The following is a 24534-nucleotide window of genomic DNA, read 5'->3' as shown; positions in this document are numbered from 1 at the left end:
AAGTATCTGGAGGGGAACCCAGTAATGAGCTACAACCAGCCGGGCCCGTACGGCGGGCAGCCCCAGCAGCCCGGACCGTACGGACAGCCGGGCCCCTACGGCCAGCAGCCGCAGGCTCCCCAGCCCGGCTACGGCTACCCGCAGCAGGCTCCCCAGCAGCCCGGCTACGGATACCCCCAGCAGGCTCCCCAGGGTGTCCCCCCGCAGACTCCCCCCTACGGCCAGCCCCAGCAGCCCGGCCCATACGGCCAGCAGCCCTACGGCACCCCGCCCCCGCCCCCCGAGGGCGGCAAGAAGAAGACGGGCCTGATCATCGGCGCGGTGGCGGTCGTGGCCGCGATCGCGGTGGGCGCGTACTTCGTCATCGGTGGGGGCAGCAGCTCGGACGCCGGCGGCGTCCCGGACGACGGCGCCCACAAGCTCACCACGCCGGCGACAGTGCTCACCGAGTACAAGAAGGGCGAGAGCTCTGACGGCGGCTTCAGCAACGACGACCTCAAGGACGCCGAGAAGCACGGCGTGAAGAACGCCAAGGACGTCGAGGCCGAGTACGCGGTCGAGGACAAGAGCAACCCGCTGGCCGGCAAGTACCTGAAGTTCATGGGTGTCTACGGCCAGATCGCCGACCCGGAGAAGGTCGTCGACGCCATGTTCGTCCAGATGAAGAAGGGGTCCTCCGAGGACAAGGACGACACGGGCGAACTGGTCGGCAGCCCGAAGTCCTTCACGCCTTCCGGGTTGAACGGCGCGGTCCTCAAGTGCCAGGAGACCAAGATCAAGAACGACGAGGCGTCGTCGTCCTCCGGTGCGGCCGCCGGCCCCAAGGAAATCAGCATGCCGGTCTGCATCTGGGGTGACCACAGCACCCTCGGCGTCGTGATCTCGATGGACATCGCCAGCGCCATGGGGGGCAAGTCGGCCGACCTCTCCGGCGCGGCCGACATCACCGCCAAGTTCCGCAGCGAGGTCCGCGTCAAGGCGTGAGCTTCACGTACCGGCGCTCCACCCCGCAGAAGGCGGCTCACGACAGTGAGCCGCCTTCTCTCACGTCACCACCCGATGCTAGAAGCAGCCTGGCGGTGAGCTGCGCCGATCAGGCTCGCTTGCAGGCCGGCCCCGACACTCCAGCCCCACTCCAACGTTCGCCAGCGCGACGACGCAGGCAGGGTTGGCGAACTTGCCTACGCCCGAGTCGATGGCACCGTAGCTGCATGCCTCCTTCACCTTCGGACCGGCGAAGTATCCATGGGTGGCCACGTAGTTGGTGCAGGAGCTCTGTGTGGCGCTCGCCGGTGAGGCCACGAGGATCGGCAGGGCCCCTGCCGCCACCACCACACCGGCCGCGGCCATCATGCGCTTCGCCCTCTGGAAAGTCATTCGGATTCCTCCCGTTTTGCACAGTCAGACATGCGAACGCACGTCCGACTCAGTCGGGCTGATCCGATCATGACAATAGGGCGGCCTCCAGTTCCTGCCGGAACAATGACTCGATCCGATCGTCCCTGGTCTGACACGCCGATGGGCAGGCACCCAACGCAGGGTGCCTGCCCATCGCTGCCGAGAAGCTCAGGCCGTCTTCTGCTCCCCAGGACCCCGCCCCCGCGCATCCCGCGGAATCAGCGTCGGGTTCACGTTCGAGTGGACGACGTCCGCCGTGATGACGACTCGGGCGACGTCCTTGCGGGACGGGACCTCGTACATCACGGACATGAGGACTTCTTCCATGATGGCGCGCAGGCCGCGGGCGCCGGTCTGGCGGAGGATCGCCTGGTCGGCGATGGCTTCGAGGGCCTCGCGCTCGAAGTCCAGCTCCACACCGTCGAGTTCGAAGAGGCGCTGGTACTGCTTCACCAGCGCGTTGCGCGGCTCGATGAGGATCTGGAGCAGGGCCTCGCGGTCCAGGTTGTGCACCGAGGTGATGACCGGGAGACGGCCGATGAACTCCGGGATCATGCCGAACTTGACCAGGTCCTCGGGCATGACGTCACCGAACTGGTCCTTGGACTGCAGCTCCAGCTTCGAGCGGATCGTCGCGCCGAAGCCGATGCCCTTCGCGCCGGCCCGGGACTCGATGATCTTCTCCAGGCCCGAGAAGGCACCGCCCACGATGAACAGCACGTTCGTCGTGTCGATCTGGATGAACTCCTGGTGCGGGTGCTTGCGCCCGCCCTGCGGGGGCACGGACGCCGTCGTGCCCTCGAGGATCTTCAGGAGGGCCTGCTGGACGCCCTCGCCCGACACGTCGCGCGTGATGGAGGGGTTTTCACTCTTCCTCGCGACCTTGTCGATCTCGTCGATGTAGATGATGCCCGTCTCGGCCTTCTTGACGTCGTAGTCAGCGGCCTGGATGAGCTTCAGCAGGATGTTCTCGACGTCCTCGCCCACATAGCCCGCCTCCGTCAGCGCCGTCGCGTCGGCGATGGCGAAGGGGACGTTGAGCATGCGGGCCAGAGTCTGGGCCAGCAGCGTCTTGCCCGAACCCGTGGGGCCCAGCAGCAGGATGTTGGACTTCGCCAACTCGATGGCGTCCTCGCGGCTTTGACCGCCGCCGTTCTCACCGGCTTGAACCCGCTTGTAGTGGTTGTACACCGCGACTGAGAGGGCCTTCTTGGCCGCGTCCTGGCCGACTACGTAGCCCTCCAGGAACTCGAAGATCTCGCGGGGCTTGGGAAGTTCCTCCCAGCGCACCTCGCTCGTCTCCGCGAGTTCTTCCTCGATGATCTCGTTGCAGAGATCGATGCACTCGTCGCAGATGTACACACCGGGCCCTGCGATGAGCTTCTTGACCTGCTTCTGGCTCTTGCCACAGAACGAGCACTTGAGCAGATCGCCGCCGTCACCGATGCGTGCCACGGTGTGCTTCCCCTTCGCCTGGGAGACGCCTAGGTCCAGCGGCTCCTGGTGCTGCCTTATGAACGACGGTACCTTGCCTGGCCCCTCGTTCGGGCCCCCCTTGGCGGGGTTCACTTTGTCGTGAACCCCGTCAAGGAGCGGCAGAGGCTACAGCGATACGTCAGACGACCGCGGAGTTGTTCATCTTCCGGGTGGAGATGATCTGGTCGATCAGGCCGTACGCGAGCGCGTCCTCGGCCGTCAGGATCTTGTCGCGCTCGATGTCCTCGCGGATCTTCTCGATCGGCGTCGTCGAGTGCTTGGCCAGCATCTCTTCGAGCTGAGCGCGCATCCGGAGGATCTCGTTCGCCGCGATCTCGAGGTCCGAGACCTGGCCTCGGCCCGTCTCGCTGTAGGGCTGGTGGATCAGCACACGGGCGTTCGGAAGTGCCATGCGCTTGCCCGGCGTACCGGCGGCCAGCAGGATCGCGGCGGCCGAGGCCGCCTGGCCCATGCAAACTGTCTGAATATCGGGCTTCACGAACTGCATCGTGTCGTAAATGGCCGTGAGAGCCGTGAAGGAGCCGCCGGGGCTGTTGATGTAGACCGAGATGTCACGGTCGGGGTCCATCGACTCCAGGCACAGCAGCTGCGCCATGACGTCGTTGGCGGAGGCGTCGTCGATCTGCACGCCGAGGAAGATCACACGCTCCTCGAAGAGCTTCGCGTACGGGTCGTACTCACGCACGCCCTGCGAGGTGCGCTCGACGAAGCGCGGGATGACGTAGCGGGACTCCGCGCGAGGGCCGGTGTACTCGGCCTGCGTGCGGGCGTGGAGGCCGCTGCCGGGGAAGTCGTTCACTGTGTCTCCTGGAAGCCTGAAAGGGGCTGAGGCGGTCGGCTGGGGGCGCGGGAGGGGCATCCACCGCCGCCCCCGCGGGAACGGCTTACGCCGCCCCGGTGCCGCCACCGCCCGGCATACCGGCAGCGGTGGGCACGATGTCGTCGATGAGGCCGTACTCCTTGGCCTCGATCGGGTCGAACCAGCGGTCGCGGTCCGAGTCACGAGTGATCTGCTCGACGGTCTGACCGGTGTGGAAGGAGGTCAGCTCCGCCATCCGCTTCTTGGTGTGCAGCAGCCGCTCGGCGTGGATCTTGATGTCCGACGCGGAGCCCGCGAGGCCCGCGGAGGGCTGGTGGATCAGGATCTCGGCGTTCGGCAGCGCGAAGCGCTTGCCGGGGGTGCCCGCGCTGAGCAGGAACTGGCCCATCGAGGCCGCCATGCCCATGGCGATCGTCACCACGTCGTTCTTGATGAACTGCATGGTGTCGTAGATCGCCATGCCGGCCGTGATCGATCCGCCGGGGCTGTTGATGTAGAGGTAGATGTCCTTGTCCGGGTCGGCGGCAAGGAGCAGCAGCTGCGCCGTGATCTTGTTGGCGATGTCATCGTCGACCGCCTGGCCGAGGAAGATGATCCGCTCGCCGAGCAGCCGGTTGTAGACCTGGTCACCGAGGCCCCCACCGATGGGGTCGCCGGCGGCTGTGGGCATCAGATTCGTCACGTATCCACCTGCTCGTCTTACGACGGCGCCGGGCCGTCTCACGTCTTCTGCTGGGGGCGTGGGACCCCGGTACATTGCCGCCCGGGGCGGCTTCGGGGACTCCCCTGCCCTCGTCTTCATGGACCCTAACGCGCGGGTCCCTCCGGGGAATCCCGCAGAGGGAACTGTTCGCTGTGAGCGCATGCGCTGCGCTGGCTTGAGCAGGGGTGGGTGGCCCCCGTCAGGGGCGTGGGGGACTGCGCCCTCAGCCCCTCACAGGCAGGGCCGCAGACGCGTCTGCCACGGGCGGCTCATGGGCGGGTGCGGCCTGTCGTGGGTTGCTCGCGCCGTTCCCCGCGCCCCTGAAACACCGCTGGGCCCCCGGGGAACACGAAGTCCCCGGGGGCCCAGCAGGCGTACAAGCGGGGCGTCAGGCCTCCGGGGTCTCCTCGGCGGCCTCGACGGCGTCGCCGTCGGTCGCCTCGGCGGCTACCTCGGCGGCCGTCTCGTCCTCGTCCTCCAGGTCGACGACCTCACCGTTGGTGTCCTTGACCGTGGCGGCCTCGACGACGACCGCGAGGGCCTTGCCGCGGGCGACCTCGCCGACCAGCATCGGGACCTGGCCGCCCTCGACGACGGCCTGGGCGAACTGGTCGGGGGACATGCCGGAGGAGGCCGCGCGCCGCATGAGGTGCTCGGTGAGCTCCTCCTGGTTGACGTTCAGCTTCTCCTTGTTGACGAGCTCGTCCAGGACGAACTGCGTCTTGATGCCCTTGACCGCGGCTTCCTCGGTCTCGGCGTCGAACTCTTCCTCGGTCTTGCCCTGGATCTCCAGGTACTTCTCGAGGTCGAGGCCCATCTGGCCGAGCTGGTGGTGCTCGAGGTTGTGCTTGCGGGTCTGGATCTCGTCCGCGAGGAGCTTCTCGGGGACCGGGACCTCGACCAGCTCGAGCAGCTTCTCCAGGACGCGCTCCTGGGCCTGCGTGGCCTGGTCGTACTGCTTCATGTTCTCGAGGCGCTTGCGGCTGTCCGCCTGAAGCTCCTCGAGGGTGTCGAACTCGGAGGCGAGCTGCGCGAACTCGTCGTCCAGCTCGGGGAGTTCGCGGGCGGCGACCTGGGTGACCTTGACGGAGACCTCGGCCTCCTTGCCGGCCGCCGAACCGCCCTTGAGCTCGGAGGTGAAGGTGGTCTCGCCACCGGCCTCCAGGCCCTTCACGGCGTCGTCGATGCCGTCGAGCAGCTCGCCGGAGCCGATGGTGTAGGAGACGCCGGACGCGATGCCGTCCTCCAGCACCTCTCCGTCGACCTTGGCCTCCAGGTCGATGGTGACGACGTCGCCGTCCTCGGCGGCGCGCTCGACCGGGGAGGTCGAGGCGAAGCGCTCACGCAGCTCGGTGACGGCCTTCTCGACGTCCTCGTCGCTGACCTCGATGGCGTCGACCTCGACCTCGATGCCGGAGTAGTCCGGGATCTCGATGGCCGGGCGGACGTCGACCTCGGCGGTGAAGTTCAGCGTCTCGCCGTCCTTCAGCTCGGTGATGTCGACCTCGGGCTGGCCGAGGACGTTCAGCTCGGCCTCGTTGACCGCTTCGGTGTAGAACTTCGGGAGCGCGTCATTGACGGCCTCTTCGAGCACGGCGCCGCGACCGAACCGCTGGTCGATGACGCGCGCCGGGATCTTGCCCTTCCGGAAGCCCTTCACCGTGACCTGCTGGTTGATCTTCTTGTACGCCGCGTCGAGGCTGTCCTTGAGCTCCTCGAAGGGCACCTCGATGCTGAGCCGAACCCGAGTCGGGTTCAGGGTCTCCACGGCGCTCTTCACGGTTCGGTCTCCTTGGGGGCTGACTTCTTGGGGTTCTGCCAGGTGATCTGCCCGGTCGGGCAGCCCTTCGGCGGATTCGCGGCCCTTGAGAGACTTGTGAGAAGTGCAGACACAGGGCGCGCAGCTTGCATAGTAACCGCAGGCGGTACGCGCCCCAAAAGGCGATCTTGCCGGTGGCACGGCTCGGTGGTCGGGGTGGCGGGATTTGAACCCACGGCCTTCCGCTCCCAAAGCGGACGCGCTACCAAGCTGCGCCACACCCCGTCTGGTGCGACACGTAGGGTACATGCCCGCAGGCAGTGCGGCTGCCGCAATTTCACGAGCGCACGTGTGGCCTGGAAACGGGGTGTGCGGTGAAGGGGTGCGACCCGCTACGATGCCTTCTGTGCCGCGGTCACTGACCTGCGGCGCATGCTGTGCGGGCGTAGCTCAATGGTAGAGCACTAGTCTTCCAAACTAGCTACGCGGGTTCGATTCCCGTCGCCCGCTCCAAGGGCCTCCGGCCCGGTTCCTCGGAACCGGGCCGGAGGTTTTTTCATGCCTGCCGCACGCGTGTCCCATGCGTTCTCCATGCCGTCCCACGGCCCTCCCACGGCCGCTCCACGCCGTCCCACGGCCGCCCTGCGTGCCTACGTGGCGTCCTGCAGGTGTCGCAGATCCACCGTGTACACCGAGCGCACTCCGTACGGGACGTACAGGGCGTCACCCTCGCGCAGGAGCGGGGCGCCCCTGTCGGACATGGGCATCGAGGACGTGTCGTTGCGGCCGGGGCGGGTGGCGTCGACCTTGCCGGTGCGGAGGTTCAGGGCGGCGAGGCGGCCGCTGGGCGACGCGACGTAGAGGTGGGTGGCGGTGGCCAGGGGCGGGCCGGGGTTCTCCACGGTCGAGTTGCTCTCCCAGGTCTGGCGGCCGGTCCGGGGCGAGACGGCGCGGACGCTGCCGTTGCCGAGCGTGAAGTAGAGGGTGCCGCGGACGAGGTGCAGGTCGGCGCCGGTGGGCTGGGAGCGGGTGAGCGGGATCCGCAGGAGCCGGTGGGTGGTGACGTCCACGGTGGTGAGGTCGCGGAAGGCGGCCTCCCCGTCGGCCGGCGCCAGGATCAGGCGGCCCTGGTCCTGGCCGAGGAAGCCGAGCGATCCCTTGGGGGTGACGGACCACCGGCGCTTCCCGGTGGCGGTGTCGAGGGCGTAGACGCTGGTCTTGTCCATCTTCTCGGTCTGGCAGAGGAGGTAGGCGCGCTGCGCGGCGGCGCCGAGGACGCAGTACTGCCCGGCCGCGGGCATGGGCTGCTTCCAGCGGACCTTGCCGGTGTCGGCGTCCAGCAGGGCGTACGACCGCGCGTTGTCCCCGAAGACGGTCACGATGCCCTCCGGGAGGGCCACGGCGCCGCCCTGGCCGAGGTCGGGGGCGCTCGCGTTGCCGCCGTCGCCCGTACGCGTCTTCCAGACCGCCTTGCCGGTGACGGGGTTCAGGGACTGGACCGAGTAGTGGGCGAGCGTCATGCCGTCCTTGTCCTCGCCGGCCTCGTCGTTGGCATAGACGTAGACGCGGCCGGCGTGGCTGCCGAGGACCGAGCCCTCGTTGCTGCTCGAGTCGTCGGGGGTGGAGTCGACCGGCAGGGCCCAGGCGCCCTTGCCGGTGGCCAGCGAGAAGCGGGCGGCCTTGACGTCGTCCCCGGCGCAGACCAGGGACGTACCGACTGCGCCGCAGTTGCTGAACGCGCCGGAGCCATCCGCGGAGTCCTTCGCCTTCGCGTGCCACGCCTGCCAGCCGGCCGGCAGGTCGCTGCGGACGGGGTCGTCGCCGCCGAGCCGTACGACCGCGACCGAGGCCGTGGCGGCGAGCAGCAGGGCGCCCACGGAGGCGCCGATCAGGAGCCGGCGCCGGGGGCGGCGGAGGCGTACGGGCGCGTCGACGAGGGTGGGGGCGTCGGGGGCGGGGCGGGGTGCGGGGCGGGTGCCGTGGCTCAGCAGGGCGAGGAGTTCGTCCGGGGTCGGCCGGGACTTGGGGTGCTTCTGCAGGCACAGCTCGACGAAGGGGCGCAACTCGCCGGGCAGGCCGTCGAGTTGGGGGTCGCCGTCGACGACCCGGATGGCGGTCTCGTAGGGGCTGGGGCTGTCGAAGGGGCCACGCCCGGTGGCGGCGAAGGTGACGACCGCGCCGAGGGAGAAGATGTCGGCGGCCGGGCCCACCTCGTGCGGGGAGGAGAACTGCTCGGGGGACATGAAGGGCGGGGTGCCCATCACGCGCCCGGTCTGGGTGAGTGCGTCGGCGACGCCGAACTCCGCGGCCCGCGAGATCCCGAAGTCGATGACGCGGGGGCCGTCGTCGGCGAGCATGACATTGGCCGGTTTCAGGTCGCGGTGGACCACTCCTGCACGGTGGATGTCGCGCAGCGCCTCGGCCAGCCCCGCGGCGAGATCGCGCAGCGGGTTCAGGGCCAGCGGCCCGTGGTCGCGTATGCGGGTGCCGAGGTTCTGGCCCGGTATGTAGAGCGTGGCCATCCAGGGGCGCGGCGCGTCGGCGTCGGCGTCCACGACGGGGGCGGTGAAGGCGCCGCTCACCTGACGGGCGGCGGCCACCTCACGGTTGAAGCGGATACGGAACTCGTCGTCGTCGGCGTACTGCCCGTGCACGACCTTGACCGCCAGCGGGCGTCCGGAGGCGGAGCGGGCGAGATAGACGATGCCCATGCCGCCGGATCCGAGGCGGTCCTCGATGCGGTAGCCGCCCACCTCCGACGGATCCGAATCGCGCAGCCCCATCCTCGTACGCCCCCGTCCCGAATCCCCCGACGCCGGGCAACGAGCGTATACGCCCCTCACTCAGGAGCCGTCAGGAGCCGCCGCAAGCCCTCAGAAGCTGATCGAGTTGATGGTCTCCGCTATCGAGTCGAGGAACCGTTGGATGGACGGAGCCATACCCGTCGATGCGAGGAAGAACCCGAAGAGCACCGCGACGACGGCAGGCCCCGCCTTGATCGATCCTCCTCGTATCAACACCACCAGGATGATCGCCAACAGCAGCACCACTGACAGCGAAATGGCCACAACTGATCACACCCTACGGTCGGTCCGCTCTCCCGGCCCGGAGGTGCAACCCCGCACACCCCCGCCAGAACCATCGTGCCACCAACACGGCCTGCGTATGCGGCGGGTGAGGCATCGTCGGCCACCAACCTGCGGGAGGGCCCGCACGTCGCGGCCGTCCGGGGCGTGAACTGCCGGGCACCGTACAGCAATTAGAGGTGCCCTCTTCATGAGAAATTCAGAGGGAACGTTTCCATGTCCACACATCGTGTTCGCAGGCAATTCGAATTGTTGCCACAGGCACATCGAAGACTCTTCAAGTGGGTTACTAAAGACCAATGAACCGGACATTTCACCAGAGTCGCCCGCAGACGTTATGCACCATTTAGTCAGGATGAAAGCGGACAGAAGGGCCAGATAAGGGAGTTGACCGTGTCGACACATCCACTTACGGACGGGCACGCGGACTTCACTGAATCCGGGGTACTCGCAGGCAATAAGCAGGAATGACGTCGAGGGTTTTACGAAGACGCACAGACAACGCTAGGGTGCCTCAGATGTTCCACGCTGCCCCGTCCCCCGCATCAGCAGCGAGGTCCCGGATCCTCTCCCCGAGTTCCTGGTGGGAGGGTCTGTGACGAACTCGCTCCGACCGTACGGCCAACACCGAGCGCCGCTCCCCCCGGCACAACAGCCGGCCGACGGAGTGCCGAGTCCGCGCTCACCGCAGAACCCGAAGACCCCGCACGCGGCCGGCGATGCCGCCGCGGCACCGGGCGGCAAGCCCGGCAAGCAGCGTGACGCGTTCTTCGACAACGCCAAGTACCTGGCCATCGTGCTGGTGGCCATGGGGCACGCCTGGGAGCCCCTGAAGGACGACAGCCGGATCCTCGAAGCGCTGTACACCGTCGTGTACGCCTTCCACATGCCGGCCTTCATCATCATCTCCGGCTACTTCTCGCGCAGTTTCGACATGCGCCCCGACCGGCTCAAGCGGCTGGTCACCGGTGTCGCCGTGCCGTATGTGCTCTTCGAAACCGCGTACTCCCTCTTCAAGCGCTGGGCCGCGCCGGACCCGGGCCACCCGATCAGCCTGCTCGACCCCTGGTACCTCACCTGGTTCCTGGTCGCCCTCTTCATCTGGCGGCTGACCACCCCGCTGTGGAAGGTCGTGCGCTGGCCGCTGCCGCTCGCGCTCGTCATCGCCGTACTCGCGTCGGTCTCGCCCGACATAGGGGCCGAACTGGACCTGCAGCGGGTCCTGCAGTTCCTGCCGTTCTTCGTCATGGGCCTGATCATGAAGCCCGAGCACTTCCAGCTCGTGCGGCGCCGCGAGATCCGCATCCTGTCGGTGCCGGTCTTCGCCGCAGCGCTGGCCGTCGGCTGGTGGGCGGTGCCGCGGATGAACACGGCGTGGTTCTACCACCGTGACGCCGCGCAGGACCTCGGCGCCCCGTGGTGGGCCGGCGCGGTCATGACGCTCGCCCTCTTCGGCTGCTCGCTGGTGCTCACCGCGTGCTTCTTCTCCTGGGTGCCGCGCCGCACGTTCTGGTTCACGGCGCTCGGCGCGGGCACGCTGTACGGCTACCTGCTGCACGGCTTCCTGGTGAAGGCCGGCGACTTCTGGGGCTGGTTCGACCACCCCTGGCTGCACACGCCGCTCGGCGAGATCGCCGTGACGCTCGCCTTCGGCGCGGCCGTCACCGTGCTGTGCACCGCGCCGGTCCGGCGGATCTTCCGCTTCTCGATGGAGCCCAGAATGGACTGGGCGTTCAAGCGGGACGCGACGGAACTGGCCCGCGACCGGGCGCGGGTGAAGGCGTAGCCCCTGCCGGGGACCGCCGAAAACCGAAGAACTGCCTTGTGCGGGCCGGGTCTTCCCGGCCCGCACACCGCTGTCCGGGGTGCTCGGGGACGGGGATGCTCAGGGAGCGAGTCCCAGCAGCGCGCGCATCGTCGCGTACTTCTTCGTCAGCCGGGCGCGGGTGTGCTCGTCGAGGACGGCGAGCCGGCCCGGGTCGGCGTTGTGCGCGAGGTCGGACACCTTGACCAGGAGGGCGCCCGAGGTGGTGCGGATGCGTTCCGCGTACGCCTGCGGGGGCTCCCCCTCGCGTTTGGTGAGCGCCAGCACGATGTCCTTGGTGCGCCGGGTGAGCGCGGCCTCGTGCAGCCAGTCCTCGGAGAGGGCGTCGTCCTCGACGGCGTCGTGCAGCCAGGCCGCGGCGATCTGCTCGTCGTCGCCGCCGCGGTCGCGCACGCCGTCCGCCACGGCCTGGAGGTGCTCGGCGTACGGGCGGCCCGCCTTGTCGGTCTGCCCGGCGTGCGCCGCGCGCGCGAGGTCTTCGACTTCGGCCAGGGTCAGGAAAGTGGGGGTCACCCCTCCAGTGTCTCCCCGGGCGATGCCGTACGGGCCACGCGGGGGCGCCTCAGACCGCGGACGGGCTGGTTCCCGGGCCCTCGCGGCAGATCAGCAGGAGCGCCCGGTCGTCGTTGACGTCCCTCGCGACCGCTTCGATGAGGTGCCAGGCGGCGCCGTGGAAGCCGCCGGCGACATAGCGGTCGGCCTCGCCGGTGAGGCGGTCGATGCCCTCGACGATGTCACGTTCGGAGGTCTCGACGAGGCCGTCGGTGAAGAGCATGAGGACGTCGCCGGGGCGCAGCGAGCCCTTGACGGGGTCGAACTGGGCGCCGTCGTACACACCGAGGAGCGGGCCCTCGGCCGTCTTCTCCTCCCAGCGGCCGGTGCCCGCGCTGAGCTGGAGGCCCGGCGGGTGCCCGGCGGAGAAGATCTCGTAGTCGCCGGAGTCCAGGTCGAGGACGAGGTGGATGGAGGTCGCGAAGCCCTCGTCCCAGTCCTGGCGGAGCAGGTAGCCGTTCGCGGCAGGCAGGAAGGCGTGCGGGGGGAGGGAGCCCAGGAGGCCGCCGAAGGCGCCGGACAGCAGCAGGGCGCGCGAGCCGGCGTCCATGCCCTTGCCCGAGACGTCGGTGAGGACGACCTCCAGGGTGCGGCCGCCGTTGGTCCGCGCGGCCACCACGAAGTCGCCGGAGAAGGACTGGCCGCCCGCGGGACGCAGCGCCATCTCCCGGTGCCAGCCCAGCGGCAGCTTCGGCAGCTTGCTCTGCACCCGGATGCGTTCGCGCAGGTCGAAGAGCATGGTGCCGCCGCGCCGCCAGGGCACGCCGACCCGGCTGCGGAACTGGGCGATCAGCAGCCCGAAGAACCCGCAGGCCGCGACCACCAGGACCACGCCCGGTGTGACCCGGGCGGGGCCTTCGGTGTACGGGCCGAGCTGCACCGACTCCACGATCAGCGCGGTCGCCGCGGCCGCGTACAGACCGAGCAGGCTGGCGGGGCGCAGCAGCAGGCCGCCGGCCACGATCGGCAGGACCAGGGCGGACGGCGCGCACCAGACCGAGTTGACCAGCGTGGTGGCCGCGATCAGCGGAATCGTCAGCAACAGACCGGCCAGCGCGATCCAGTCCGAGCCGTCGCCGCGGAAGTAGTCGACAGCGGATCTGCGCAGCCCGGTGCGGGCCCGGTGCCACTGCTTCTTCAACCGGGCCGTGAACGTCTCGGCTTCCGCGCGCCGCCCTCGTCCTGCTGCCATTAGTTCGGGACCCTATCCATCGGACCAGGTGCTTGGCACGGGAGGTCCCACTTGTCCCCCGTCCGAGCGCTCAACTTCACAGAGAACTTCACACAAAGCACCCTCAGGCGGCCGTGGGGGAAATTCCCTGGCTCGTACCGCATTGCCCTGGTAGGCATGGCCCATGGCAACTGAGTTGAGGGTTCTGCGGCAGGCCGACTGGAACGCTTGGTACGACATCCTGATCCGCGCCTTCGGTGGGGTGCCGGAGCCCTCCGAGGAACGCGAACTGTGGGATGCGCTCACAGAGTACGACCGTTCCCTGGGTGCCTGGGACGGCGAGCAGTGCGTGGGCACCGCGGGCGCGTTCACGTTCCGCGTCACCGTGCCGGGCGGCGCCTCGGTGCCCGCGGCGGGCGTCACGATGGTGAGCGTCTCGGGCACGCACCGGCGGCGCGGGATCCTGACCGCGATGATGCGGCGCCAGCTGGACGACATCCGCGGCTGGGGCGAGCCGCTGGCGGTGCTGACGGCGTCGGAGCCGGAGATCTACGGGCGGTTCGGGTACGGCATCGGGACGCACCAGGTCAACGCGGAGATCGACACGAGCCGCGTACGACTGTCCGTGCCGCCCGGCACCGATGACGTACGGCTGCGGTACGCCGCACCGGCGGACGTCCTGGACGCCTGCGAGGCGGTCTACGCGCGCGTGGTGCCGACCCGGCCCGGCATGCTGGCGCGGCGGCCCGGCTGGGAGCGCCTCGGGCTGCTCGATCCGGAGAGCGGGCGGGACGGGGCATCCCCCTTGCAGTGCGTGGTCGCCGAGCGCGGTACGGACGTCGTCGGGTACGCACGGTTCCGGGTCAAGCTCGGCTGGGGGCCGACCGGGCACAACGGCACAGTGGTCCTGGACGACCTGGAAGGGCTCGACCCGGCCGCGCGGGCCGCGCTGTGGCGGTTCCTCTTCGGCCTCGACCTGACCTCCACGCTGCGCACCCGCGGCCGTCCCGTGGACGAGGGCTGGCAGCACATGGTGTCCGACCTCCGCCGCTGCTCCCTGCGGATGAAGGACTCGCTGCATGTGCGCCTCGTCGACGTGGGCGCCGCGCTGGAGGCGCGGACGTATCAGGCGCCGGTGGACGTGGTGTTCGAGGTCGAGGACGCGTTCTGCCCCTGGAACAGCGGGCGTTGGCGGCTCACCGGGGACCCGAAGGGCGCGTCGTGCACGCGTACGGAGGACGCGGCCGATCTGGCGTTGTCCGTACGGGAGTTGGGGGCGGCCTATCTCGGCGGCACGTCCCTGACCGCGCTCGCGGCGGGCGGGCGGGTGCGGGAGCTGCGGCAAGGTGCGCTGGCGGAGGCGTCCTTGGGGTTCTCCTCCGCGGTCGCGCCCTGGCTGCCGCACGGCTTCTGACGGGGCCGGTCGCTACCGCGTCTGGCAGGTGGGGCACCAGAAGAGGTTGCGGGCGGCGAGATCGGCGGTGCGGATCTCGCCGCCGCAGATGTGGCAGGGCAGGTTGGCCCTGCGGTACACGTAGACCTCGCCGCCGTGGTCGTCCTTGCGCGGCGGGCGGCCCATCGCCTCCGGCTCGTGCTCCGGGCGGACCGTGTCGATGCGGTTGTTGCGGACGCCCTCGCGCATCAGGGCCACGAGGTCGGCCCACATCGCGTTCCACTCGGCCCCGGTGATGTCCCTGCCCGCGCGGTACGGGTCGATGCCGTGCCGGAAGAGGACCTCCGCGCGGTAGACGTTGCCGACGCCCGCGATGATCTTCTGGTCCATCAGCAGGGCGGCGATCGTGGTACGGCTGCGGGAGATCCGGTGGTACGCCGCCGCCGGGTCCGCGTCCTGGCGCAGCGGGTCGGGGCCGAGGCGGGCGTGTATGGCCTGCTTCTCGGGGTCCGTGATCAGGGCGCAGGTGGTGGGGCCGCGCAGGTCCACATGCGCGGTGGGGTTCGCGAGGCGGAGGCGGACGGTGTCCGTGGGGGGCGGGGGCGGGGCCGCGCCGAAGTTCACCTTGCCGAAGAGGCCCAGGTGGATGTGGACCCAGTCGCTGTCGCGGAAGCCGAGGAAGAGGTGCTTGCCGTGGGCGTCCGCGCGGTGGAGAGCGGCGCCGTCCAGGAGAGCTGCGGCGTCGGCGAACTTGCCCTGCGGGCTCGTTACGCGGACGGGGCCGCCGCCGAACCTGGCCTCGTAGTCCTCGGCCAGGCGGTGAATCGTGTGCCCCTCGGGCACGGGGTCCTCCTGCGCTGTTGCTGGTGGGCGGAGCAGGCTTTTTCGCCCCCTCCGCCCCTTCCCGTCCCGTTGTCCTGGGGGCTTCGCCCCCTTTCCCCCCCCTTGTCGCGCTTCGCGCTCGTCCTCAAACGCCGGACGGGCTGAAGCCCGCCCTGCTACTGCTGCGGGTGGTGTGCCGGGATCGGCGGGAGGTCGCCCGTCGTCTCGTAGGACGAGAGCATGTCGATGCGGCGGATGTGGCGCTCGTCACCGGAGAACGGGGTGGCCAGGAAGGTCTCGACGAACTTGGTCGCCTCGTCCTCGGTGTGCATGCGGGCGCCGACCGCGACGACGTTGGCGTTGTTGTGCTGGCGGCCGAGGGACGCGGTCTCCTCGCTCCAGGCGAGGGCCGCCCGAACGCCCTTCACCTTGTTCGCGGCGATCTGCTCGCCGTTGCCGGAGCCGCCGATCACGATGCCGAGGGCCTCGGGGTCGGCCGCCGTCCGCTCCGCGGCGCGGAGGCAGAACGGCGGGTAGTCGTCCTGGGCGTCGTAGATGTGGGGCCCGCAGTCGACGGGCTCATGGCCCGCGGCCTTGAGCCACTCGACGAGGTGGTTCTTGAGTTCGAGACCGGCATGATCGGAGCCGAGATACACGCGCATGGGATGAGTGTGACACGGCTGTTTCGGGGCAGCAGCGCCGGGGGCGCGAGGCGAAACGCCCGAGCAATCCTACGGAACCTCAGGGAAACCTCAAGTAACGATCTGGAATCAAAGGTTCACGAATTCCTTTGCCTCCGTTTCACTGGTCCAACCCGTACACCGCTCGTACGGGAGACCGCTCACCCGGCGCAAAGGAATCCCCTCATGACTTCGCAGCCGACCCCGACCAAGACCGGAGACCCCGGTTCCGGTCTTCAGGCCGGGCTCAAGAACCGCCACCTTTCGATGATCGCCATCGGGGGTGTGATCGGAGCCGGACTCTTCGTCGGCTCCAGCACCGGTATCGCCACCGCGGGACCCGGCATCCTCCTCTCGTACCTCCTCGTCGGCACGCTCGTGGTGCTGGTGATGCGGATGCTCGGCGAGATGTCCGCGGCCAATCCGACCTCCGGCTCGTTCTCCGCACACGCCGACCGCGCGCTCGGCCGCTGGGCCGGGTTCTCCATCGGCTGGCTCTACTGGTTCTTCTGGGTCGTCGTGCTCGCCGTCGAGGCGACCGCCGGCGCCAAGATCCTCGAAGGATGGATCCCCGCCGTTCCCCAGTGGGGCTGGGCGCTCATCGTGATGGTCGTGCTCACCGCGACCAACCTCGTCTCCGTCGGCTCGTACGGCGAGTTCGAGTTCTGGTTCGCCGGGATCAAGGTCGTGGCGATCGGCGCGTTCATCGTCATCGGCGGACTGGCGATCTTCGGCGTACTGCCGGGGGTCGACGCCGACAAGGCCGGCCTCGGCAATCTGACCGACCACGGCGGCTTCCTGCCGCACGGGCCCGGCGCGATCCTCACCGGTGTACTCCTGGTCGTCTTCTCCTTCATGGGCAGCGAGATCGCCACGCTCGCGGCCGGCGAGTCCGAGAACCCGCAGCGCGCCGTCACCAAGTCGACCAACAGCATCATCTGGCGGATCGGCGTCTTCTACCTCGGCTCGATCCTCGTCGTGGTCACCCTGCTGCCGTGGAACGACCCGTCGATCGCGGACAAGGGCTCGTACGTCGCCGCCCTCGGTTCCCTCGGCATTCCGCACGCCGACCAGGTCATGAACTTCATCGTGCTGACGTCCGTGCTGTCCTGTCTCAACTCCGGGCTCTACACGGCCTCCCGCATGGCCTTCTCGCTCGGCGAGCGGGGCGACGCGCCGAAGCCGTTCGCGCGGGTCAACAGCCGGGGCGTGCCGATGACGGCGATCCTCGCGTCGGTCGTGTTCGGCTTTGTCGCCGTCTTCTTCAACTACCTGTCCCCGGACAAGGTCTTCCTCTTCCTCGTCAACTCCTCCGGTGCGGTCGCCCTGTTCGTGTGGCTCGCCATCTGCTTCTCGCAGCTGCGGATGCGGAAGATCATCCAGCGCGAGTCACCGGAGAAGCTCGTCGTGAAGATGTGGCTGTACCCGTACCTGACCTGGGCGACGGCCGCGCTGATCGTCTTCGTCCTCGGCTACATGCTGACCGACACGAAGGGCGAGAGCAGCGGCCGGACGACCGTCCTGCTGTCGCTGCTGGTCGCCGCGTTCGTCCTCGCGATCGCCTTCGTGCGCCAGAGGTTCGGCAGCGACCAGGCAGCGGTTCAGGACGCGACCGGGCACGGCACGGTGCCCGAACCGCGCGACGAGGTGCAGGCCGAGGTCGGCGCCTGACCGAACACGGACATACGGATACGGGGAGGGGCCCGGTGGCAGTCGCCGCCGGGCCCCTCCCCCATGTCGCCCTCACCTGGGCGTGAAGCTCTGTTTCACCTTCTCGTAGACCGGGACCGCGGTGTCCTCGATGTCCGGGCGGTACCAGGTGTCGATCTCGTACGACGTTCCGCCGCTGCGGAAGCCGAGCAGTCGGACGTGCCAGTACTTGCCCTTGACCGTGACGTAGTACTCCCAGACGACGGCCGACCCACTGCGGAACGTGGTGTTCTCCAGGCGGACCCTCTTGTAGTCCATCCCCTTGCTGGTGTGGTTCTGCTCCTCTATCTGCCACCGCTCCAACAGGTCACCGCTGGCGTCCTTCGCGTTGGCCAGGATCTCCTGCTGGTGGTCGGGGGAGACGTAGTGCACCTCGATGGCGGTGACCACCTTCCGCGTCCAGCCCTCGGGCGGGACCCACGCGTACATCCCGCCCTCCGTGCGCGAGCCCGGCGGGGTGCTGGCCAGAGTGCTCGGCGGGCGCGAGGTGCCATCGACGGTGGGCGACAGGGACGACGGGCCGCCGGTCGTCCCGGACGAGGCGGAGTGCGACGAGGCCGAGGAGGAACCGCCCTTGTCGTCGGACGATCCGCCGGTCGTGGCGACCACCAGCCAGGCCACGGCTCCCGCCGCGACCACTCCCCCGGCGGCGGCGAGGCCCATCCTGCGCCTGCTCCGCCGCGGGCCGGCCGGCACGGCGGGGCCGAGGAGGTCGTCCGGGGGCTTGGGGAGGTCGTCCGGAGGCTTGGGGTGAGGCCGGGGCGACGCCAGCAGGGGTGCGGTCGGCGCGTCCGCCCTGGGGAGCGAGGACGGCGTCTCCGAGCGGACTTCGAGGCTCCGCTCCGGCGGGACCTCGGTGGAGGCGTTGGCCGCCTCGGCGGGGGGCGCGACTACGCCCTCGGGGGCGTGTGTGGGCGGGTGGTGGTTGGGCTGGGCGACGGCAGGAGCGGGTGCTTCGGAGGCGGGTTCCTCGGGTGGGGGTTCTTCGGTGACCGGTGGGTGCCACCAGGTCGGTGTGCGCGGAGGCGGTGTTACGTCGTGCGCCGGCTCCGGGCGCCTCGGGTCTACGGCGCCGATCCGGCCGTTCGGGGGCACAGGGGCCTCGGGGGGTGGAGGCGGCGCCTGTTGTGGCTGCTGTGACTGGGGATGGCGTGCGGCGCGTACGAGGGGGGTGTCCAGGACCTGCTCTCGTTCTGGCTCTGGCTCTTTCTCCTTCTCTCGTTCTCGCTCTTGCTCCAGTTCTTGCTCCGGTTCCGGGCGTGGCGGTCCCAGGTATTCCGGCTCCGTTTCCTGTCTCCGCGCCGGTGGGGGTATCGGAACCTGTGGGAGTGTCGGCGCCGGTGGGGGCCCCGGGAACGCGATCGGTTCCAGGGCCGTGGCCACTTCCGGCAGGCCGGGGCGGAGCGACGGTTCCTTCTCCAGGAGTGCGGCCAGGATGTCGTGCAGCCCCCCTGCGTCGGCGGGGAGTTCCGGCTCCTCGTACAGGACGGCGTGCAGCGTCGCGAGTGTCGTGTCGCGGGAGAAGGGGGAGCGTCCGCCGAGGGCGGCGCAGAGGGTCGCGCCCAGGGACCAGACGTCGGACGGCGGGCCCTGCGGGCGGCCGGAGATGCGCTCGGGCGCCATGTAGTCGGGCGAACCGACGATCATGCCGACCATCGTGAGGGCCTTCGCGTCCTGGATCGCTGCGATACCGAAGTCGGTCAGGACGACGCGGTGGCCGCCGCGTTCGACCAGGACGTTGCCCGGCTTGATGTCGCGGTGCAGTACGCCTCCGGCGTGCACCTGGCGCAGGGCGGCGACGAGCCCGAGCCCGATGCGCGCCGCGTCGCGGATGCCGAGCGGCCCGTCCTCGATGACCATCTGTTCGAGGGAGCGTCCGGCGACCAGCTCCATGACGATCCACAGCCGCTCGCCCTCGTCCACGACGTCGTACACGCGCACGACGTTGGGGTGGTCGATCCGGGCGGTGGCCCTGGCCTCGCGCAGCGTGCGTTCCCGGCGCGTGCGGGTGTCCTCGGGGTCGAGTCCGTCTATCCGCATTTCCTTGACGGCCACCTGGCGATCGAGCATTTGATCGGTGGCCCGCCACACCCGCCCCATTCCCCCCTGACCGATGCTTTCGTCCAGCCGATAGCGACCCGTCACCAGTAATCCTGGAACACCGCCATGCGTACTTCCCGGCAATCCCCTGCACCCCCTCAACTGCCGTCACACCAGAAACACCTGATCGAATTTCAGGTTGTACCAGCTCAGAAACACTTGGTCACACTTCATGCCGTACCAGCATAGTGCGGAGAAATCTTGTGGTACCTCTTCAAGTACTGCGAATTCAGGCGCAGTCCAGGGGGACGCAAGGGGGACGAACATGAGTTCTCGTCACACGACGGCCATCGCGGGATCGCTGCTCGCGGCATCTTTCTCGGTGGTGATGATCCTTCCCTTCACCGCCACGGCGGATGACCAGGGACCGGGCAGCAGCAAGGGGGGAAAGGCCATGGACGAGGCACCGGCCGGCGTCAAGCTGATCACCCTTCTGCCCGAGAAGATCACGGTCGACAACGGAACAAAGAAGACGTCTATCACCGCCACGGTAAAGAACGAAGGGACGAAGGACAGCGGAAAGATCAAGATGGTGGTCGCCGGTTTCGACGGCCTGGCTGTCAAGAGCGTCGAGGGCTGCTCCGCGATTGCGGAAAAGGATCTACCCAAGGGCTCGAACAGCGCTTTCAGTTGTGACGTCGGAAATCTTGGGGCGGGCAAGTCGAAGTCGTACGACGTCGCCGCGACCTTCGACCTGAGCAAGACCGGAAAGATCTGTCTTCCGGTCCTGAGCGGTGACGGTAAGAAGACGTACTGGCAACAGGGACCGGTTCCCTTCGGTACGAACAAGCCGACGCCGAACGCGCCCACCACACCGCTGCTGCTCGACACGGACAACCAGCCCGTGGGTCTCGGTGGCGACGAGCTGCCCAAGACGGGTGTCGGGAGCCGGCTCCTGCCGTTCGGCGCGGCCGGTGCGACGCTGATCTCCGCGGGAGCGGCGGGTCTGTGGTGGACCCGACGGAAGCCTCAGCCGAAGGCCTCGTAGCCCCAGGGGGTCCCAGAGCACGGAGTGGCGACGCCCCCGCGGGTCTCACCGCGGGGGCGTCGTCGTGTCGCAAGAAGGCTCGAACGCTCGGAAATGTTGACGGTGGATGTCAGGTTAAGAGGCCAGAGTGGGCGTCATGAACAGCGTGACGAATTCTCTTGGGAACAGCGCCGACGACCTTGTCCTGCGGCCCGGCGACAGCCGGTACGAGGAGGAGCTCGCCGGGTTCCAGACCGGTTTCGCCCAGCGTCCCGCCGCGGTCTTCGCCGCCTCGTCGGCACATGACGTGACACGGGCGGTGGCGTACGCGGCCGCCGAGGGCCTGCCCGTCGGCGTCCAGGCCACCGGGCACGGGCTGCCGGGCTCCGCGGAGGGGGGCGTCCTGATCACGACGCGACGGATGGACGGCGTGACGGTCGACGCCGGGGCCCGTACCGTCCGCGTCCAGGCGGGCGTGCGCTGGGGGCAGGTCGTCGAGGCGGCGGCGCCGCACGGGCTCGCCCCGCTGAACGGTTCGGCGCCGGGTGTCGGTGCCGTGTCGTACACGCTGAGCGGTGGACTCGGCATCCTGGCAAGGGAGTTCGGGTACGCCGCCGACCATGTGCGCTCCCTCGACGTCGTCACGGCGGACGGGCGACCGCGCCATGTGACAAGGGAGTCGGACCCCGATCTGTACTGGGCGCTGCTGGGCGGCGGCCACAACTTCGGGGTCGTCACCGAGCTGGAGATCGGCCTGGTGCCGGTGGCCCGGCTGTACGGCGGGGCGCTCGCCTTCGACGGGCGCGAGGTCGACCCGGTGGGCATCCTGCGGGCGTACGAGCGCTGGACGCGGACCGTGCCGGACGGGTTGACCTCGTCGTTCGCGGCCGTGCCGTATCCGGACGTCCCCGGGATGCCGCCGCACCTGCGCGGCCGGTACGTCGTCTCCGTGCGCGTCGCGTACACGGGCAGCGCCGAGGAAGGTGAGCGACTCGTCGCGCCGCTGCGGGAGATCGGGCCCACGCTCGCGGACTCGCTGCGCGAGATGCCGTACGCCGAAAGCCACACCATCCACAGCGACCCGGACTTCCCGCACGCCTACTACGGCGACAGTGCGGTGCTGCGCGAGCTGGACGTCGACGCCCCGGCCGCGGCCGAACTCCTCGCCCGCACCGGGCCGGACGCGCCGGCGATGTGCGTCCTGCAGATCAACCACCTGGGCGGGGCACTGGAGAAGGACGCGCCCAACTCCGTATCGCACCGCGAAGGGCGTTTCCTCGTACGGCTGTTGACGATGCTCTCGCCCGGTTCGGGGCGGGAGGCGGCGCGGGCGACGCTGGATCCGGCGTTCGCGGTGCTCGCGCCGTGGGCGATCGGGCGCGCGCTCAACTTCGCGTTCGGGGCCGGGGATCGTACGGAGGGGCTGTACGACGCCGCAACGCGGAAGAGGCTCGCCGGGCTGAAGTCGCAGTACGACCCGGCGAACCTCTTCCGCAGGAACTACAACGTCGCCTGAGTCACGGCAACGCCGGTCGAACTGCGTTGGCGTGGTCAGTTCTCGCGGTTGAGGAACTTCCAGGCGGTGGGCAGCACGCCCATCGCCAGGGCCGCCTTCAGCGCGTCGCCGATCAGGAACGGGGTGAGGCCCGCCGCGATCGCGGCGGACGCGGTGAGGCCGGCGCTGGCCGCCAGGTACGGCACACCCACGGCGTAGATGATCGCCTCGCCCAGCAGCATCGTGCCCGCCGTGCGGAGCACCGAGCGGTCGGCGCCGCGGCGGGCGAGGGCGCCCACGGCGGCGGACGCCAGCATCATGCCGATGATGTAGCCGAAGGAGACCGCGATGCCCGAGCTGCCGTTCGCGAACCACGGCACACCGGCGACGCCGGCCAGCGCGTACAGGGCGAGCGCGAGGAAGCCGCGGCTCGTGCCGAGGGCGGTGCCGACGAGCAGGGCCGCGAAGGTCTGGCCCGTCACCGGTACCGGGCTGCCCGGGACGGGGACGGAGAGCTGGGCGGCGAGTCCGGTGAGCGCGGCGCCGCCGAGGACGAGGGCCGCGTCCCGCACGCGGGAGGCGGGGAGGAGGTCGGCCAGGACCTGGGCCGGGCGGGCCGGTGCGGATGCGGGGGCGGTGGCGGTGCTCATGGGATCTCCGCGGGTGAGGGCAGTTCGGGACACGGTGACGCTATCCCAGGGGGGTTGGAGTGATCACCGTCAGCGGTCGACAAAGGGGGGAGCGTGGGGATGGTGGGCTTCTCACAAAGGGGGTGTCACATACCCTGCGGGGCGTGACCTCGGTCACTGAGGTGGGGGCGGTTCTGTGGGAGTGGGGGTGAGTGTCCGTCTGTAGGGTTCCGCCAAAGACCCCGCGACGGAGCCGCTAATGAATGCTTTCGCCCCCTCTGGTGTCATCAGTGCTCCCCGCCTACCCTTTCCCCATGGTTGCCCAGGCCGAGAACTTCACGTCGCGTCGCTATGTCGACCTGCGGCGGCAAGGGACGGCCACCTGTTTTCTCGGGTAGCGGCGGGCGGAGTGGATTCGGCTCGTCGCACTCAGCGGCGCAGTGTCGGACCCGCTCCCGAGGAAGAACTCCCATGTCCCGTACCGCGGCACCACCTCTCCCTTCCCCTCTCTCCACTCCCGTCGCCGCCCGGCGGGCCGCCGACAGTGCGCGTCGGCGGACCAGTGCGAGTCTCATCCTGCGGTCCGTGCTGGAGCACGGGCCGGTCGCGCGCAGTACCGTCGCCCGGCTGACCGGGCTGTCCCCGGCGTCGGTGACGGAGTACTGCGCGCGGTTCGCCGAACTCGGGCTGATCCGTGAGGCCGCCGCGCCCCGGCAGTCCAACGGGGTCGGACGTCCGCATGTACCCGTCGACCTGGACGACGGGCGGTTCGTGGTCGGCGGGGTGCATGTGGCCGTGCCGTACACCACCGTCGCGGTGCTCGATCTGCGCGGGCGCGTGGTGGCCGAGCGGCGGCTGCCGCACGGCGGGCGCACCGATCCGGGGCAGGTGCTGGCCCGGGCCGCCGACGGGCTGAACGCCCTGCTGGCCGAAGTTCCCGGCCGGCGTGCGGCGTTGGGGGTCGGGGTGGCGGCCGGGGGCTGGGTCGACCGGGACTCCGGGACGATCGTGGAGCATCCGCTGCTGGGCTGGCTCGATGTGCCCGTGCGGGACGTGATCGGCGCGCGCACGGGGCTGCCGGTGCATGTGGACGGGCACGCGCGGGCGTTGGTCGACGCGGAGCGGCTGTTCGGGCGGGCGCGGGGCAGCCGGAGCGTGCTGCACCTGTTCGTCGGCAATGTCGTCGACGCCGCCTTCGCCACCCACGACGAGGTGCACCACGGCCACCGCTCGCAGGCCGGGGCGATCGCCCATCTGCCGCTGGGGGCCGGTACGGAGCCGTGCGACTGCGGGCGTGTCGGCTGCCTCCAGGTCGAGTTGAGCGAACGGACGCTGTGCCGGCGGGCGCGGGAGGCGGGCGTCATCGACGGCGTGAACCCGATGCACATCGTCGCCGCGGCGGCCGACGGCGACCCCGTTGCCGTACGGCTGCTGGTGGAGCGGGCCCGGATGGTCGGGCGGGCGGCCGGGCTGCTGCTCGACGTGCTGAATCCGGACGTCGTGGTCGTCACCGAGGTCGGGGTCGTCCACCGGGAGGACTGCCTCGCCGCCCTGCGCGCGGAGGTCGGACCGGAGCGGGCCGCGTCCGTCTCGCCGACGAGCTTCCCGGATTCGGTGCTGGCGGTGGCGGGCGGCACGGTGGCTCTGGACGTCCTCTACCGGAATCCGCTGGGGGCCGCGGCGGACCTCTCCGAATCCCTCACCTGAGTCGAATTAATTCAGAAACTCCGAATGTTGACAGGCTTTGCCGAACACCGGGAACATCGTATTCATGCCGCTCACGAGCTGTCGCACCCTCTGTTGCTGACATATTGACGCCCTGCCGCGCCTTTGTTGCGGGCACATGGACACGCTGACCATCTGTCAGATTCCCCATGCAGCGTCTGTGCAGTGCGTCTCCTCTCGCGCGCCTTTCCCCTTCCGGTTC

The 24534-nt window shown here is 69.5% G+C and carries 19 protein-coding genes and 2 tRNA genes; 8 read left to right on the top strand and 13 right to left on the bottom strand.

The window, feature by feature from the left end:
• Window positions 1-24: 24 nt before the first annotated feature.
• Window positions 25-984 (top strand): hypothetical protein, encoded by a 960-nt coding sequence (locus AB5J56_RS29565; RefSeq protein WP_369236758.1) that lies wholly within the window; start codon window positions 25-27, stop codon window positions 982-984.
• A gap of 582 nt (window positions 985-1566) precedes the next feature.
• Here the strand turns inward: AB5J56_RS29565 and clpX are convergent.
• The 5 genes from clpX to AB5J56_RS29540 all read right to left on the bottom strand — a co-directional run bounded on the left by clpX (window position 1567) and on the right by AB5J56_RS29540 (window position 6462).
• The gene (gene clpX / locus AB5J56_RS29560) at window positions 1567-2853 is read right to left on the bottom strand and encodes an ATP-dependent Clp protease ATP-binding subunit ClpX (protein WP_369236756.1); all 1287 of its coding nucleotides are present in this window, start codon (window positions 2851-2853) and stop codon (window positions 1567-1569) included.
• 160 nt (window positions 2854-3013) lie between these two features.
• Entirely contained in the window at window positions 3014-3694 is a 681-nt protein-coding gene (locus AB5J56_RS29555; RefSeq protein WP_369236754.1) for an ATP-dependent Clp protease proteolytic subunit, read from the bottom strand.
• A gap of 85 nt (window positions 3695-3779) precedes the next feature.
• Window positions 3780-4385 (bottom strand): ATP-dependent Clp protease proteolytic subunit, encoded by a 606-nt coding sequence (locus AB5J56_RS29550; protein WP_369242877.1) that lies wholly within the window; start codon window positions 4383-4385, stop codon window positions 3780-3782.
• Between the two features lie 421 nt (window positions 4386-4806).
• Window positions 4807-6198 carry a trigger factor gene (tig, locus tag AB5J56_RS29545; RefSeq protein WP_369236752.1) on the bottom strand — a complete coding sequence of 464 codons (1392 nt, stop codon included), beginning with the start codon at window positions 6196-6198 and terminating at the stop codon, window positions 4807-4809.
• A gap of 187 nt (window positions 6199-6385) precedes the next feature.
• Window positions 6386-6462: transfer RNA gene (locus tag AB5J56_RS29540), tRNA-Pro, on the bottom strand.
• Window positions 6463-6616: 154 nt separating this feature from the next.
• Between AB5J56_RS29540 and AB5J56_RS29535 the strand changes: the two genes are divergently transcribed.
• Window positions 6617-6690: transfer RNA gene (locus tag AB5J56_RS29535), tRNA-Gly, on the top strand.
• A gap of 137 nt (window positions 6691-6827) precedes the next feature.
• Here AB5J56_RS29535 and AB5J56_RS29530 read toward each other — a convergent pair.
• Both AB5J56_RS29530 and AB5J56_RS29525 read right to left on the bottom strand, forming a co-directional pair.
• Window positions 6828-8960, bottom strand: a complete 2133-nt coding sequence (locus AB5J56_RS29530) for a serine/threonine-protein kinase (RefSeq protein ID WP_369236750.1) — start codon at window positions 8958-8960, stop codon at window positions 6828-6830.
• A 90-nt stretch (window positions 8961-9050) separates the two neighbouring features.
• Complete coding sequence (locus AB5J56_RS29525) at window positions 9051-9245, bottom strand: hypothetical protein (protein WP_327428706.1); 195 nt, start codon at window positions 9243-9245, stop codon at window positions 9051-9053.
• 613 nt (window positions 9246-9858) lie between these two features.
• On the opposite strand from AB5J56_RS29525, the gene AB5J56_RS29520 reads away from it, so the two are divergent.
• Entirely contained in the window at window positions 9859-11049 is a 1191-nt protein-coding gene (locus tag AB5J56_RS29520) for an acyltransferase family protein (RefSeq protein WP_369236748.1), read from the top strand.
• A gap of 99 nt (window positions 11050-11148) precedes the next feature.
• On the opposite strand, the gene AB5J56_RS29515 is transcribed toward AB5J56_RS29520, so the two are convergent.
• Complete coding sequence (locus tag AB5J56_RS29515) at window positions 11149-11601, bottom strand: HD domain-containing protein (protein WP_369236746.1); 453 nt, start codon at window positions 11599-11601, stop codon at window positions 11149-11151.
• A 49-nt stretch (window positions 11602-11650) separates the two neighbouring features.
• On the bottom strand, window positions 11651-12832 hold the full coding sequence (locus AB5J56_RS29510) for a PP2C family protein-serine/threonine phosphatase (RefSeq protein WP_369236744.1): 1182 nt from the start codon (window positions 12830-12832) through the stop codon (window positions 11651-11653).
• A gap of 163 nt (window positions 12833-12995) precedes the next feature.
• Between AB5J56_RS29510 and AB5J56_RS29505 the strand changes: the two genes are divergently transcribed.
• Complete coding sequence (locus tag AB5J56_RS29505) at window positions 12996-14225, top strand: GNAT family N-acetyltransferase (RefSeq protein WP_369236742.1); 1230 nt, start codon at window positions 12996-12998, stop codon at window positions 14223-14225.
• Between the two features lie 12 nt (window positions 14226-14237).
• On the opposite strand, the gene AB5J56_RS29500 is transcribed toward AB5J56_RS29505, so the two are convergent.
• Both AB5J56_RS29500 and AB5J56_RS29495 read right to left on the bottom strand, forming a co-directional pair.
• Window positions 14238-15047 carry an Fpg/Nei family DNA glycosylase gene (locus AB5J56_RS29500; protein ID WP_369236740.1) on the bottom strand — a complete coding sequence of 270 codons (810 nt, stop codon included), beginning with the start codon at window positions 15045-15047 and terminating at the stop codon, window positions 14238-14240.
• Between the two features lie 155 nt (window positions 15048-15202).
• A complete protein-coding gene (locus AB5J56_RS29495; protein ID WP_369236738.1) occupies window positions 15203-15688 on the bottom strand; it encodes a ribose-5-phosphate isomerase in 486 nt (161 codons plus the stop codon).
• Between the two features lie 204 nt (window positions 15689-15892).
• Between AB5J56_RS29495 and AB5J56_RS29490 the strand changes: the two genes are divergently transcribed.
• Window positions 15893-17377 (top strand): amino acid permease, encoded by a 1485-nt coding sequence (locus tag AB5J56_RS29490; protein WP_369236736.1) that lies wholly within the window; start codon window positions 15893-15895, stop codon window positions 17375-17377.
• Window positions 17378-17449: 72 nt separating this feature from the next.
• Here the strand turns inward: AB5J56_RS29490 and AB5J56_RS29485 are convergent, their stop codons facing one another.
• The gene (locus AB5J56_RS29485; protein WP_369242875.1) at window positions 17450-19516 is read right to left on the bottom strand and encodes a serine/threonine-protein kinase; all 2067 of its coding nucleotides are present in this window, start codon (window positions 19514-19516) and stop codon (window positions 17450-17452) included.
• A 265-nt stretch (window positions 19517-19781) separates the two neighbouring features.
• On the opposite strand from AB5J56_RS29485, the gene AB5J56_RS29480 reads away from it, so the two are divergent.
• The gene (locus AB5J56_RS29480; protein ID WP_369236734.1) at window positions 19782-20504 is read left to right on the top strand and encodes an LPXTG cell wall anchor domain-containing protein; all 723 of its coding nucleotides are present in this window, start codon (window positions 19782-19784) and stop codon (window positions 20502-20504) included.
• A gap of 136 nt (window positions 20505-20640) precedes the next feature.
• Entirely contained in the window at window positions 20641-21999 is a 1359-nt protein-coding gene (locus tag AB5J56_RS29475) for an FAD-binding oxidoreductase (RefSeq protein WP_369236732.1), read from the top strand.
• A gap of 35 nt (window positions 22000-22034) precedes the next feature.
• On the opposite strand, the gene AB5J56_RS29470 is transcribed toward AB5J56_RS29475, so the two are convergent.
• Entirely contained in the window at window positions 22035-22628 is a 594-nt protein-coding gene (locus AB5J56_RS29470; protein ID WP_369236730.1) for a biotin transporter BioY, read from the bottom strand.
• 450 nt (window positions 22629-23078) lie between these two features.
• Between AB5J56_RS29470 and AB5J56_RS29465 the strand changes: the two genes are divergently transcribed.
• Complete coding sequence (locus AB5J56_RS29465; protein ID WP_369236728.1) at window positions 23079-24314, top strand: ROK family protein; 1236 nt, start codon at window positions 23079-23081, stop codon at window positions 24312-24314.
• The last annotated feature ends 220 nt before the right edge of the window (window positions 24315-24534 follow it).

Source organism: Streptomyces sp. R21 (assembly GCF_041051975.1).
Taxonomy (GTDB): Bacteria; Actinomycetota; Actinomycetes; order Streptomycetales; family Streptomycetaceae; genus Streptomyces.
This window is presented reverse-complemented; position numbering and strand designations above follow the sequence as displayed.

Excerpts from the sequence above, each read along its gene's own strand:
- AB5J56_RS29565 (WP_369236758.1), top strand. The coding sequence starts at position 25 with ATGAGCTACAACCAGCCGGGCCCGTACGGCGGGCAGCCCCAGCAGCCC.
- AB5J56_RS29550 (WP_369242877.1), bottom strand. The coding sequence starts at position 4,385 with ATGCCCACAGCCGCCGGCGACCCCATCGGTGGGGGCCTCGGTGACCAG.
- AB5J56_RS29530 (WP_369236750.1), bottom strand. The coding sequence starts at position 8,960 with ATGGGGCTGCGCGATTCGGATCCGTCGGAGGTGGGCGGCTACCGCATC.
- AB5J56_RS29510 (WP_369236744.1), bottom strand. The coding sequence starts at position 12,832 with ATGGCAGCAGGACGAGGGCGGCGCGCGGAAGCCGAGACGTTCACGGCC.
- AB5J56_RS29505 (WP_369236742.1), top strand. The coding sequence starts at position 12,996 with ATGGCAACTGAGTTGAGGGTTCTGCGGCAGGCCGACTGGAACGCTTGG.
- AB5J56_RS29495 (WP_369236738.1), bottom strand. The coding sequence starts at position 15,688 with ATGCGCGTGTATCTCGGCTCCGATCATGCCGGTCTCGAACTCAAGAAC.
- AB5J56_RS29490 (WP_369236736.1), top strand. The coding sequence starts at position 15,893 with ATGACTTCGCAGCCGACCCCGACCAAGACCGGAGACCCCGGTTCCGGT.
- AB5J56_RS29485 (WP_369242875.1), bottom strand. The coding sequence starts at position 19,516 with ATGGGGCGGGTGTGGCGGGCCACCGATCAAATGCTCGATCGCCAGGTG.
- AB5J56_RS29480 (WP_369236734.1), top strand. The coding sequence starts at position 19,782 with ATGAGTTCTCGTCACACGACGGCCATCGCGGGATCGCTGCTCGCGGCA.
- AB5J56_RS29475 (WP_369236732.1), top strand. The coding sequence starts at position 20,641 with ATGAACAGCGTGACGAATTCTCTTGGGAACAGCGCCGACGACCTTGTC.
- AB5J56_RS29470 (WP_369236730.1), bottom strand. The coding sequence starts at position 22,628 with ATGAGCACCGCCACCGCCCCCGCATCCGCACCGGCCCGCCCGGCCCAG.
- AB5J56_RS29465 (WP_369236728.1), top strand. The coding sequence starts at position 23,079 with ATGTCCCGTACCGCGGCACCACCTCTCCCTTCCCCTCTCTCCACTCCC.